Annotated in this window: 7 protein-coding genes; 2 read left to right on the forward strand and 5 right to left on the reverse strand. The window is 66.7% G+C overall.

The genetic code is table 11. From position 1 onward, the window contains the following. Window positions 1-115 precede the first annotated feature (115 nt). A complete protein-coding gene (locus tag ON44_RS01095; RefSeq protein ID WP_040685835.1) occupies window positions 116-3,484 on the forward strand; it encodes an arabinosyltransferase domain-containing protein in 3,369 nt (1,122 codons plus the stop codon). A 276-nt stretch (window positions 3,485-3,760) separates the two neighbouring features. Here ON44_RS01095 and ON44_RS49825 read toward each other — a convergent pair whose 3' ends face one another. Both ON44_RS49825 and ON44_RS01100 read right to left on the reverse strand, forming a co-directional pair. After that, entirely contained in the window at window positions 3,761-4,000 is a 240-nt protein-coding gene (locus ON44_RS49825) for a hypothetical protein (protein WP_157187015.1), read from the reverse strand. Then, window positions 3,987-4,388, reverse strand: a complete 402-nt coding sequence (locus ON44_RS01100; protein WP_040685836.1) for a winged helix-turn-helix transcriptional regulator — start codon at window positions 4,386-4,388, stop codon at window positions 3,987-3,989. Before ON44_RS01100 ends, ON44_RS49825 begins: the two co-directional genes overlap by 14 nt. Window positions 4,389-4,499: 111 nt before the next feature. On the opposite strand from ON44_RS01100, the gene ON44_RS01105 reads away from it, so the two are divergent. Next, the gene (locus ON44_RS01105; protein WP_040685837.1) at window positions 4,500-5,435 is read left to right on the forward strand and encodes an NADP-dependent oxidoreductase; all 936 of its coding nucleotides are present in this window, start codon (window positions 4,500-4,502) and stop codon (window positions 5,433-5,435) included. A gap of 47 nt (window positions 5,436-5,482) precedes the next feature. On the opposite strand, the gene ON44_RS01110 is transcribed toward ON44_RS01105, so the two are convergent. The 3 genes from ON44_RS01110 to ON44_RS01120 form a co-directional block, all read right to left on the reverse strand. Next, entirely contained in the window at window positions 5,483-8,767 is a 3,285-nt protein-coding gene (locus tag ON44_RS01110) for an arabinosyltransferase domain-containing protein (RefSeq protein ID WP_040685894.1), read from the reverse strand. A 59-nt stretch (window positions 8,768-8,826) separates the two neighbouring features. Then, a complete protein-coding gene (locus ON44_RS01115; protein ID WP_040685838.1) occupies window positions 8,827-10,668 on the reverse strand; it encodes a glycosyltransferase family protein in 1,842 nt (613 codons plus the stop codon). A gap of 236 nt (window positions 10,669-10,904) precedes the next feature. Then, the gene (locus ON44_RS01120; protein WP_063721498.1) at window positions 10,905-13,037 is read right to left on the reverse strand and encodes a galactan 5-O-arabinofuranosyltransferase; all 2,133 of its coding nucleotides are present in this window, start codon (window positions 13,035-13,037) and stop codon (window positions 10,905-10,907) included. Window positions 13,038-13,287: the final 250 nt, after the last annotated feature.

The raw sequence follows: 13,287 nt of genomic DNA on the forward strand, positions 1-13,287 counted from the left end.
CCGGGCACGCCCAGAACCTGCGCTGATGCTCAACCGCCGGACGCCGACGCAACGCGGGGCGCACCCGAGTCTGGCCTGAAGACGCGGGGAGGCGGGGGAGCTACCATTGCCAACCGTGCCCGACGTCGCTACCGCTGTCTTGACAAAACCGCCTGCCGCGCCCGAAATCGCACCGAGCGATTTCCGAACCGCGCGCCTCGTCGCGCTGGTCGCCGGCTTGCTCGGCGCACTGTTCGCGCTGGCAGCTCCGTTCTTACCGGTCAGCCAGACCACCGCGACGCTGAATTGGCCGCAGGACGGCGCGCTCAACAGTGTGCAGGCGCCGCTGATGTCGCAGGTGCCGATCGATCTCGACGCCCGCATTCCGTGTTCGGCAATTGATCAGCTGCCGAGTTACGGCGGGATGCTGCTGGCCACCGCGCCGCCGCAGGGCGACCGGGCCTCGCTCGAGGCGATGTTCGTGCGGGTCTCGGACACCACGGTGGATGTGGTCGACCGCAATGCCGTGGTCGCCTCGGCCGAGCGTGCGCAGCTGGGCGCGTGCACGTCGATCACCATCAGCTCCGACATCAATCGGACCAGGGCGTCGTTCGACGGTGTGACCACGACCATCGAGCGGCCGGTCGAGGGCGCGGCGCCCGGGACGACGCAGAAGGTCGAGGTGCCGGTCGAGGGGCAGCTGAACGGCGATCTGCGGCCGCAGGTGGTCGGCGTCTTCACCGATCTGAAGGGCGCGGTGCCCACCGGCCTTTCGTTCCACATGACGGTGGACACCCGCTTCTCCTCCAGCCCGACCCCGGTCAAGTTGGTCGCGATGATCGCGGCGGTGCTGTGCACGCTGATCGCGCTCGGCGCACTGGCTCGGCTCGACGGCAGTGACGGGCGCGGGCACCGCCGGTTCCTGCCCGCCAACTGGCTGAAGCCGAACTGGGCGGACGGCGCGGTCGTCGGCACGCTGCTGCTGTGGCATTTCGTCGGCGCCAATACTTCCGACGACGGCTACATCCTGAGCATGGTGCGGGTGGCGCCGCACGCGGGCTATATGGCCAACTACTTCCGCTGGTACGGCGTGCCGGAGGCGCCGTTCGGCTGGTATTACTACGTCATCCAGGCCTTCTCGGAGATCTCTACGGCGAGCCCGTGGGTCCGGCTGCCCGCGCTGTTCTGCGCAATTCTCTGTTGGATGGTGATCAGCCGCGAGGTGGTGCCCCGGCTCGGGCGTGGGGTGCGCAACAGCAAGGTGGCGTTGTGGACCGGTGGGCTGGTCTTCCTGGCGTTCTGGCTGCCGTTCGACAACGGTCTGCGCTCGGAGCCGATCGTCGCGCTCGGCGCGCTGCTGACCTGGGTGTCGATCGAGCGGGCCATTGCCACGGGTCGACTGCTTCCGGCCGCGGTGGCGATTCTGGTGGCCGCGTTCACCTTGGCGGCGGCACCGACCGGTCTGATGTGTGTGGCGGCGCTGCTCGCCGGTATCCGGCCGCTGGTGCGGATCGTGGTGCGGCGGCATCGGCAGTTCGCGGCGCAGGGCGTTGGCAAGTGGGGTTCGACGCTGCCGCTGCTCGCGCCGATCGCGGCGGCGGGTCTGCTGGTGCTGATCGTGGTCTACAGCGACCAGACCTTCGCCGGAATCCAGGAGGCCAACCGGGTGCGGCAGGTGACCGGCCCGAATCTGGCCTGGTACGAGGACTACCTGCGTTACTACTACCTGTTCGTGGAGACCGTCGACGGATCGCTGTCGCGCCGCTTCGCCTTCCTGATCATGCTGCTGTGCCTGTTCACCACCATGCTGGTGCTGTTGCGGCGCAGGCAGGTTCCCGGCATCGCCAGCGGTCCGACCTGGCGGCTGATGGGCGTGGTCTTCGGAACCATCTTCTTCATGATGTTCAACCCGACGAAGTGGACCCACCACTTCGGCGCGTACGCGGGCATCGCCGGATCACTGGCCGCGGTCACCGCGGTGGCGGTTTCGGCAAGTGCGTTGCGGGCCAGGAAGAATCGGGCGATCTTCCTCGCCGGATTGCTGTTCGTGCTGGCGATCGCGTTCTCGGGCATCAACGGCTACTGGTACGTGTCCAGCTTCGGCGTGCCTTGGTTCGACAAGCGGATCTCGCTGCACGGCTACCAATCGAACACGTTCATGCTGGTGCTGTTCGGGCTGGCGCTGGCGCTGGTCGCCTGGTCGGCGCTGCGCGAGGATTACACCAGGCCGCAGCCGTCGGCGAAGTCGGTGCGCGGCAAGCGGATTCGCAAGTTCGCCGCGATCCCGCTGACCGTCGTCGCCGCGCTGATGGTGCTGCTCGAGGTGTTCTCGCTGGTCAAGGGTGCGGTGGCGCAGTACCCGGCCTATTCGCTCGCGCGCTCGAATTTCGATGCGGTGCAGGGTAATTCGTGCGGTCTCGCCAATGATGTGCTGGTGGAACCGGATGTGAACAAAGGCAACGGCATGCTCACGCCGATCATCGATCCGGCGAATCCGCCGAAGAACGGTGATCCGCTGGCCGGCGCCGATCCGGTCGGCTTCGATCCGAACGGTGTGCCCGAGAAGCTCAGCGCCGACACCATCGAGGTGAAGCCGGGCACCGGCAACACCTCCACGCAGTCGGTCGGTCCGGTCGGCGCGGACGGGCAGAACGCGGGCACCGACGGCGGTTACGGCGCGACCGGTGTCAACGGCAGCCGGGCCACCCTGCCCTTCGGCCTCGACCCGGCCACCACACCGGTGATGGGCAGCTACCAGGGCGGCGTGCAGCAGCCCGCGCATCTGGTCTCCAGCTGGTACCAGCTGGCGCCGCGCTCGGATGATCATCCGCTGGTGGTCATTTCGGCTGCGGGCCGCATCCTGTCCGTCGACGACACCGGCGACACCAGGTACGGCCAGTCGCTGACCGTCGACTACGGCAAGCACCTGCCCGACGGCAGTGTGCAGATGCTCGGCACCTACCTGCCGCGTGATATCGGTCCGTTCCCGTCGTGGCGCAATCTGCGCATCCCGCTCGACGAGATCGCGCCCGATGCCGATGCGGTGCGCATTGTCGCCAACGACCCGATTCTGATCGGCGATCAGTGGCTGGCGTTCACCCCGCCGCGGATGCCGAAGTTGGCCACGCTCAACAGCTTTATCGGCTCCGAGCAGCCGGTGCTGCTGGACTGGGCGGTCGGGCTGCAGTTCCCGTGCCAGCGGCCGCTGGACCACAAGAACGGGGTGGCCGAGGTGCCCGGGTACCGGATCCTGCCGGACCGGCCACTGGCCATCAGCTCGACGAATACCTGGCAGGCCGAGGAATTCGGTGGGCTCTTGGGCTTCAGCCAGATGCTGGCGAAGTCGAGCACCATTCCGACGTATATGAAGAACGACTGGGCGCGGGACTGGGGTTCGCTGGAGCGCTACGACCAGTACTACCCGAATGCGGTTCCGGCCAAGTTGAATACGGGTACGGCCAGCCGTTCCGGACTCTGGTCGCCCGGACAACTGCGCGTGTTCTAACTCGTAGCTATACCGGCCCGTCGAATCGGAACTCCACCGATTCGGCGGGCCTGTCCTATATCTAAATGCGACCGCGCGGAATGTTTGTCATAGTGCGGCGCTGTTCGCCCCGCGGAACTCGACTGCCTATTCGTGAGCCCACACAGACGAAAGCGTGGTGTGGTGCCCAACCGCGTGTGGCCTGTGCTTACGTGTCCTGGACAGCGAAAGGCCGCCGCGTTGGCGATTCGCGCCATTGCGACGGCCGGGTGGTCGGGTGGTCGATGAACGGCGGGCTCAGACTTTTGCCATACGCAGGCCGAGTTCACGACGGAGTAGCTCTTGTGGGGTTTGGCGGGATAACACACGCAGCACTGCCGGTCGAAGCTCCCGTAGTTCATCTTCGGTAAGCAGTCCGACGAGGTCGCGCAGATCCATATCATCGAAGGCCGCGGTCATGAATAAAAGGTTAAGGCCAGCTTCACCGCTGGGAAGGCATTCGTGGCCAACTTTTACGACATGGTCACGCTGGTTCACCGTCGTAACGTGCGCGTGCCGCGAACACTTCGTCCATGCGATCTTCGGCCCAGGTTTTTATGGCGTGCATCACAGGCTGCAGGCTGTGACCGAGCGCGGTGAGTTCGTAGTCGACGCGGACCGGCACCTCGGCGGTGATCCGGCGTTCGAGTAGGCCGTCGCGTTCCAGAGTGCGCAGGGTTTGGGTGAGCATTTTGGGGCTGACGCCGGAGATGATGCGGTTGATCTCGGCGTAGCGCAGCGGGCCGTCCGCGAGGGCGTTGAGTATCAGGCTGACCCATTTGTCGCTGATCCGGTCCAGCAGTTGGCGGGTGGGGCATTCGGCAATGTAGGCATCGTATTGCTGCTTTGCCAGGTCACGGCGTTGCGCCGCAGTTGTTGTCGCCATCTGCTTCCTCGGACGATCGTTACGTACTTCTGGGTAACTACTACCCAATGGATAGTAGCTGACCTTAGGTTTGTCGACGAATTCGTATCTCGACAAGCGATAGGAAGCGCCATGCGTGCGGTAGTAGTCCGCCACCCCGGTCCGAAGGCCGTCGTGGAAATCATCGAGGTGCCGACGCCCGAGCCCGGGCCCGGCGCGGTTCGGGTGAAAGTCGCTGCGGCAACGGTCAATCCGGTGGACCTCATGGTCCGTAACGGCGTCGGCGGGACCCCGTTCGCCGCCCCGCGCGACCAGTGGGGGATCGGCTGGGATGTCGCCGGCGTCATCGACGCCGTCGGTGCCGGTGCCGGTGCCGATTTCGCGGTGGGGCAGGCGGTGATCGGTATCAGCGACCGTCTCGATGTCGCGTTGGCCGCGCAATCCGACTATGTCGTGCTCGAAGCCCAAAATGTGGCCCCCGCACCGACTTCCGTACCGGCGACAGCGGCGGCCACCATTCCGCTCAACGGTCTCACCGCCCTCCAGGCCCTGGCCGCCCTCGAGCTGACCGCCGCCGATTCCCTCCTCATCACCGGCGCGGCAGGCGCGGTAGGCGGCTTCGCCGTCGAACTCGCCGCGGCCCAGGGCATCCGAGTAATCGCCTCCGCTTCCGCTGCCGACGAACCCACCGTCCGCTCCCTTGGCGCCACCGACTTCATCCCCCGTGGAGCGAACCTCCCGGATGCCGTCCGCGCTCTCGTCCCCGGCGGCGTAACCGCGGCCCTCGACGCCGCGGCGCTCGGCCCCGAAACACTCGCCGCCGTCCGCGCCCGCGGCCGCTTCGTCTCCATCAGTGTCCCCGCCACTCCGATCCCCTTGCGCGGCACCGAGGTAACCACCGTGCTGGTCCACGCCGACCGCCCCCAACTCGACGAACTCGTCGCTCTGGTGGACAAAGGCCACCTCACCCTCCGGGTAGCCGAAACCTACCCCTTGGCTGCGGTAACCGCCGCCCACCAGCGTCTCGCGTCCGGTGGTCTCCGCGGTCGTCTCGTACTCATCCCCTAATTCCTCGAATTGTGTTCAGGCCGAAAGCACGCAGGCCGTGGAATGGGCTAGCGCGCGCGGATCGGGTCGGCTTTCTTCCAGCCGTTGACCGATTGCACGGTAGTGGCGATGGTCGCGGGCTGGGCGGTGGGGTCGTAGGGGGTGAATTGTTCCAGGGAGCCCCAGTCTCGGGTCCAGTTGTGGGCGAGATAGGTGGGGATGGTCTGGGATTTCAGGAGTAGACCGGTCCAGCCGAGGGGGCCGCCGCCGATATCGTCCTGCCAGGCGTTGGAGGCGTCGGAGCCGACGCGGTCGGGCAGGATGCGCCAGTTGGGCACCTCGGCGACGCCGTCGTGGTGGTCGAAGGGGCGCTGGCAGGGGAAGGCCAGGCCGACGTGCCAGTCCAGCAGGACCGGAGCGGTTTCGCCGACAACGGAATTCAGCGTGGCCAAACGCGGCAGCCGGGGCGGGGTGACGGCCAGCCACTGCTTCTGGGTGATGTCGTTGTCGACCGCGACCAATCGCACCGCGTTCACTCCGGCGGGCAACTTGTCCAGTGGCACACGGAGATTGCGCCAGGACGGTGCGGGCCCGATATCGAGCGGATCCACCGAACCCAGCGTCTGCACCTCGCCGTCCGCCCCGCGCACGCCGTACTCCAGGTGCAGCTCCTGCCCGTAGGTGAGTACACCGTCGGCGTCGATCGAGCGGATCCGGCCTGCCGCGGTAATGGAGAGCACCTGGTAGGCCGGGTCATTGCGCATGCTGTCGGTCAGATCGAGCCGGTACCACTGCGAGGTGAGCTTGGCCTGCTGCTGGTCGGCCCCCTCCTGGTAGCTGCCCATGATCGGGGTCCGCGACGGATCCAGACCGAACGGCAATGCCACTGTGCTGCCATTGATTCCGGCCTGCTGACTGGTACCGCCGCCGGTGCCCGCACCGGTTGTGTTGGTGGTCTTGTTCTTCGAATCTTTATTGACCGAATTCGCGCCGCCGGTCACCGTTTCCTCGGCATCGGCGGTGAGGTCGGTGGCCACCCCGCTTGGCGTGAATCCCTTGGATTCCGCGGACAGTCCGTCGGCGGGGGAGCCGGTGTAGGGGAGCAGCAGCGAATTCGCGGTATCGGTCTCCACCAGCACCTCGTTGGCGAGCGCGCAGGTATTGCCGCTCAGCGATTCGAGATTCGACTTGGCGATCGAGTACGCCGGGTACTGCGTGACCGCCGCCTTGGCCAGCGACGCCACCTCGAACAGTACGAGCAGCGCGGCCGCGATCGTCAACGGCGCGGAGGCGTAACGCTCGAACCGGCGTGGCGCATCGGTCTGCTCGCGGTACGGCTCGCGATAGTGCAGCCACACCGCGACGATCAGTGCCACCCCGCTGAGGCCGAGGAACAGCGTGGACAGGCCCTTACCCGCGACCAGCGGCGCCTTGTCCCACCACGGCACACCGTAACTGGATACGTACCACCAGCCATTCGATCCGGTGAAGGTGATCGCCAGCAGGAACAGCACCGCCGCCGCGAACAGCGCCCGGTTGCGCGGCGAACGAATCCCATTGGTGCCAACGGCGACCGCCGCCAGCGCCGCAAGCGACCCGGCCAGCCCGGCGTAAACGCCGAAGTGGTGGGTCCATTTGGTCGGCGTGAACATCATCAGCAGCAGCGAGGCGAAGACGATGCCGAGAATCCGCACCGACGGCCCACGCGACGTTCCCGGAATACGCCCCTTGCGCAGCACCTGCAGCACACAGACCAGCAGGCACAGCAGCATGATCAGCACACCGAACCGTCGCGCCAGCGATCCGTCCGGCGAGAGCATCAGCAGCGAATCCCACCGCGTCCGCTCGTCGAACCAGGCCACATTCGGTCCGACGAGGGTGCGCACCCGGGTCGCTTCCATGACCGTCGCCAGCGTTTGATCGGCGAAAACGATCACCAGCACGAGCGTTCCGGCGGCGAGCCCCGGTGCCAGCAATGCGGCATACCGGAAGAACGCCGCCGACCGCGAGGTGCTGCGGTCGGTCCCATCCGCCAGTGTGCCCGCGGCATCGCGCGCCCGCCGAATAATGATCTGCAGCACCGGTCGCGAACCCGCGATCAGCGCGGCCACACAGATCAGCCCCGTCGGACCGGCCGCCAGCGAGAACGCGGCGATCAGCACACCGACCGCGGCGGGCAGCAGCCGTCCGGTCGCAATGGCCCGCTCGATCGAGCACCAGGTCAGCAGCGCACCCGCCGCGATCAGCGGTTCGGGCCGCAGACCGTTGTCATAGGGCAGCCAGAACGCGAGGAAGACCAGACCGGCGGTCCACAGCGCCACCTTGTGCCTGCGCACCCGAGCGCCCAAGCGCGGCAGCACCTCTCGGCTGATCACCATCCAGCACACGATTCCGGCGGCCAGCGTCGGCAGCCGCATCCACGGGCTGGCATCGGAGACTTTTGTCATCCAGGCCAGTACTTCGTAGGACCAGCCGAACGGCGCCTCGGGCACCGCGAACCAACGGTAGTAGTTGGCCATGTATCCGGAATGCTCCGAGACGCGGGCCATATTCAGGATGTAGCCGTCGTCGGAGGTATTCGCGCCGATGAAATGCCACAGCACCAGGAGCCCGAGCATCGCCACATCGGCCAGGGTGAACCGCCACCAGTGCGCGGGCAGGAACCGGCGCGCCCGCCGACCATCGGCATTGTCGAGCAGGTGCAATGCGATCAGCGCGATGATCGTGCAGATCGCCGCCGCGATCATGGCGCCGAGCTTCAGCGCGGACGGCGTCGAGGAGAAGCGGGAATCGATATCGGCGTGCAGCTTTGCGCCATCGAGCTTCGCGGCATCCAAGTCGGTGAAGACGCCGACCACCTGCGGGCGGATATCGCGGGTGATGGTGTTGCGGAAGGGCGTACCGTCCTGGCGCTTCGCACCGACGAATTCGACCGAGGTCGCGGCCGCCGTCGCGGTGATGGTGACGGACTCGCACCCGGCGATCTCCGCGACCGGCGCGGACAGCAGCGGCACATCACGCTGCAGCACCGCGAGCGTGCCATCGGTGACCGAGACGATCAGTCCTTTGGCACTGGCCTGACCCGACGCGTGCGGAATGGTCGACAGCACCGTGCCCGACCCGGCCGCGGCCACCACTGAACACGGCAGCGTGGCATCCAGTCGCAGCGGCACATACGAAACCAGCGGCGCTTCGACACTGGTACGGCCCGCCTGGGGCCAGTCGAGCGCGGCCTGATCCTGTTTCACCGGAAGCAACGGCGTCAACAGTGCCAGCACGAATCCGAGCAACCCGGAGACGAGGGCGATCAGGCGGTTGCGGGTGAACGCTGCAGAAGTTCGGTCCGGTCGCACGAGGCACCATGCTAGCCACCCGCATTGGTGATGCTCGCCACCGAGATCATCGCCGCTGCCTATCGCAGCGACCGGACGTCCCAGAGCCACACGTCGTCGACCTGTCGCGGCGCGACGCCGAGCAGTTGCGTCATGGTCGTGCGCAGCACCTCGGAGTTCTTGGTGGCGGGCAGAACCACCACGTCGGCCTCCCAGAAGCGCAGGTCGTCGAGTGCCTGTGCGCGGGTGTCGGCGTCGATGGGCGGGACCACGCCGGTGTCCTGAGCGCCGACGAGCAGGGCGGTGGTCGGGCGGAAGTCCGGTCCGTAGATGCCCTTCTTGTTCGCACCGGTCGGGCCGACGAAATAGCCGCCGGCGAGCGCGAAGTCGAAATTCGCGTCGGCCTGCCAGCGCAGGGCCTGCGCCTCGGCGGGTCGCGGCGGCGGCACCAGCACCACCGAACCGCCGCTCACGTACTGCTTTACCGTCCCTTCGGCGAAGAACTCCGGCGTCGGTGCGCGCTCGATCACCGGAAGGACGGTCGGGACAAGCGGTACCAAGGCCAGGGCGAGCGCCGGGAACCAGGCCAGCGGCCGCCAATCGACCGGCGACTGCCGCCACCAGGTGACCGCGCTCTGCGTCGCCAAGGCCAGCACCGCCGCGATGGCCGGAATCGCGGCCATGGTCAGCCGGGTCTCCAGTACCGTATTGAGCAACGGGGCCAATTCGGCCCAGCGCCAAGGCAATTCGATCCCGGTCGACTCCTTGCCGAACATGGCCGTCGCACCGAGTGACAGCACCCCGAAGACCACCATCACCGCGGTCGCCGCACGGACCACCCGGTCGCGCCACAGCAGTGCCACCGTCACGAGCAGTAACAGCAGCAGTGGCCAGCCGAAATAAGCGTTCTGCTCGGTGTCGTTCATGGACACGTACTGGCCGGGTGCGAACATCCCGCCGAGCGATTCGGCGGGGAACTGCACGATGGCCTTCAGATCGTTGCCCATCGGCCCGTGGTCGATCGAGCGATAACTCTGCGGCCCGAAGAACTGCCACCACAGCGGAATTTCGGTGAGCATCAAGGTGATCCCCGCAGCCAACGCGATGGTCGGCGCGAGCGCACGCACTACTTGCCAGCCCGTGCGCGGTGTGTGCAGGTAGTACACGAGGCCGAAGAGTCCGAAGGCGAGTGCGAAGATCAGCAGCGGTTCCTCGCCGAGTGCGATCTGCAGCGCTACCAGGAAGCCGAGCGCGACGGCATCACGAACTCGCCTGCGTGGCTTGGTTGTCTCCGCACCCGACACACGTCGTGCGATGCGGATCAACAGCAGCGCGATGACCGGAAGCAGCGCCAGCAGCACGAAATTCGGGTGCGCATTCGCATGCGAGATCATCGCGGGCGCGAAACCGCAGAACAGTCCGCCGATCGCGGCGGCCAGCCGGGACTCCACCAATTCCCGGGAGAACAGCAAGTACCAGGCGAAGGCGGTGGAGGCGAGGCCGAGTGTGAGGACGAGCACAAAGGTGACGGTCGGTCCGAACAGCAGCGTGACCGGCGTCAACGGCACCCCGACCCCGAACATGGCCGTATTGGCCATCATGTTCACCCCGGCCGGGAAGTTCTGCAGATTCGTGCCGAGCGGATTCTCCAGATGCGCCACCGAATGTGCGGTGACCGCGAAGAACCACTCCCACATGGTCTGGTCCTGACCGCTCTTGATCAGGTACCCGCTTTGTGTATTGCGCCACTGTCCGGACAGCACGGTGACAGCCAATGCGAGATAGCTCACCGAGGCGACCAGATCACTCCGATCGACCCGGATCCGTCTCCGCTTCGCGGTGCGCTGCTCGGGTCTGGCCCCGCCAGCCGGTGTCGATCCCTTGGTGACGACGCCTACTGCTGGTGGTGCTTCGACCCGCAAAACAAACTTCTCCCCGTAAATGGTCAGATCAGCGATCCACCGTAACCGAATTCCCTGTGAGCTGTCCCGCCATCCCCGCGCCTTCAGGCCAGACTCGAGTGCCGCGACGTGGCCATTCGCGGCCGCCCGTCAGTGGCCGGCTGGGTTAGCCGGTACCCGACGAGTTACCCACGTCCTCGCGAAATCATGCGTCGAGCGAGTACACCGGCCGCGCCGATCGGTCGGGTTGGGCGGCGTCAGCGATTGACGACGACCAAGGTGAAAGGGCCGATATTGGTCGTGGTGAAGTGTGGGTCCGCGAAGAGCTCCTTGGGGAAGCTCACGGTGTAGCGCTTCACATTGGGGTCGTTGGGGTAGACGTCCTTGGCCAGGCGCAGGGTGTAGGTATCGCCGCTGCTGCGGAAGAGGAAGGCGTCCGGTGCGCGCCACGGGGTCTTGCCGAGTGCGTCGACCAGGGCGGCGGACGAATTCAGCTTGCTCCACGACTCGATGGTGGCGGCGCGGCCCGCGAAATCGGCCAACGGATTCGCATAGTGCGAGGTGAGCGCCTGGAAGCCGTAGTACGGGTAGAAGGACAGGAAGCTGGTGTCGGCGGTGAGGACCACCGAATCCGAGCGCGGACGGCCGGTCTGCGCGATCAGTGCCGCATCGATTTCGCGGTAGTACGACGCCGCACCCGGTGCGCGCTTATCGGCGCGTTCGCCGTTGCCGTCGGTGTCTGTGTACGCGGTGGTGATCTCCGGCTTCAGCACCTGCGGAATGTCCTGCGTGAACGCGAGCGCACCGACGATGGCGACGACGACAACGGCCAACTTGAACCGCCCCGGCTCATCGAGTGTCCGGTATGCCTCCCGCGCGCCCTCGACGAAGCCGAATGCACCGGCCGCCGCCAGCAGCACTTCGAGCACGGGCGTCAAGCGGAACGAGAGCAAAGTCGTACCCGCTGCGGTCGCTGTCATCGACAGCAGACACCACAGATAGATCGCCACTACGCCGATCCCGAGCGCCTGCGCCCGCCGCGACGACGCCGCCCGCAACACCAACCACGCCGTCCCGAGCAGGAAGAACACCCCGGAAAGCGAGAACTCCGCCATCGGCAGCGGCAATTGTGAACCGCCCTCGGGCAGATAGTGGAATGCCGTCCCTGAACTCGGCATCGTCCCACCGAGCATCTTCAACACGAACGGCAGCCACACGACCAGCGCGACCACACCCGCGATCGCCGCGATGACAACCAGCCGGACCAGCGGCGGCACTGCCGCCCGCCAAATCGAACCCGTTCCGCTCTCGCCTGTAACGTGCCGCGCTCGGTTCGTCGCCCGCTGTGCTCGGACTGCAAGCCCCGCCGAAACCAGCCCCATCAGCCCGACCGCAAAGGCCGCCACCGCGAAATACAACGTGTAGAACGACGCCGCCATACCGAGGAACAGCCCGGCACCGATAACCGCCCCCCAACCCCCGGCCGTTCCGAGACCGCTGGCCGTCGGGGCACTGCCGGCCGCCGCACCACCACTGCCCGCTGCATCTTCGCCACCCGCCGTGCCTTTGTCACCAGAGGCGGCAGCCTCCCCTGGCGCGTCGGCAGCACTCGATGTCACCGCACCTGCGGCACTGCTCGGCAGCTCGAGCGGCCGATACAACGCACCCCACGCGAGAATCAACGCGGGCGGCAGCAGCAGCACGATGACCGCGCTGTAGGCCTCCGGCGAGGCATAAGCCACCGTCACCGCGGTCGTCGCCGCACTGACCCCGATCGCCCAGTCGGCGCGAATCAGCTTGGACCACAACACGAGTGCGATCACGGCGACCACCGCGAGCGATCCGATGGCGTACGGCTTGAACGCCTCCCAGCCGTCCATCCCGAGCACATTCGCCACTCGCCCGCCGATCCAGAACCAGCCGGCCGGATAGAACGGCGGCAGGTCGGCGTAGGTCATATCGTGCAGTGCCGCACTATCGGTCAGCCGCGTCAGATATTCGGTACGGAACTCTTGGTCCACGGAGACACCGAACAGGTACAGCTTGGTCGCCGCCAGCGGCATCCCCAATGTCACCGTGACGAATGTCGAAATTCCGACCCACGAAAGCACTTTGGCCACCCACGGCCACCGCCGCGCCCGCACCAACCAGATCGCCACCCCCAACAGCACCGCCGCGCCGACCTGTCCGACCGTGGTCAACGACCTGGTCACATTGGACGAGTTGAATGCCGGCCACTGCACCATCGAAAACGCCACCAGCCCAACGGCGGCCACCAGGGCCGCAACCGCTGCGGCCAGCACCGCTTCGCCCACCCCGGAGCCGATATGCCGGATCAACACAGCCCCCGGACCGCGCGTCGGCACCGACTCCCCGGAGCGCTCTGCCATTACGGTGCTCAACGGAGTCCTCCATCTGCGATGCGATGCGCCGAGCCCGCGGCCGGTTCGGCGATGCCGGAGCCCGGCGATTTGCGGTCCGCGAGACTCGTGGTGCCGACGATGCCCGGCCGTCGGCAAAGCCGCGCACGGCGCTGATCGCCGGGTATCCGGCGGCGAGTTTTCCGCAGGTAGTCGCTCACTCGCACCAAGCCTCCGTATCAGGTCGACCATGATCAGATCGGCTCCGCACCTGCCACGT

The sequence above is a fragment of the Nocardia vinacea NBRC 16497 genome, from assembly GCF_000308835.1.
Lineage (GTDB): Bacteria > Actinomycetota > Actinomycetes > Mycobacteriales > Mycobacteriaceae > Nocardia > Nocardia vinacea.

Excerpts from the sequence above, each read along its gene's own strand:
- ON44_RS01100 (WP_040685836.1), bottom strand. The coding sequence starts at position 4,388 with ATGGCGACAACAACTGCGGCGCAACGCCGTGACCTGGCAAAGCAGCAA.
- ON44_RS01105 (WP_040685837.1), top strand. The coding sequence starts at position 4,500 with ATGCGTGCGGTAGTAGTCCGCCACCCCGGTCCGAAGGCCGTCGTGGAA.
- ON44_RS01120 (WP_063721498.1), bottom strand. The coding sequence starts at position 13,037 with ATGGCAGAGCGCTCCGGGGAGTCGGTGCCGACGCGCGGTCCGGGGGCT.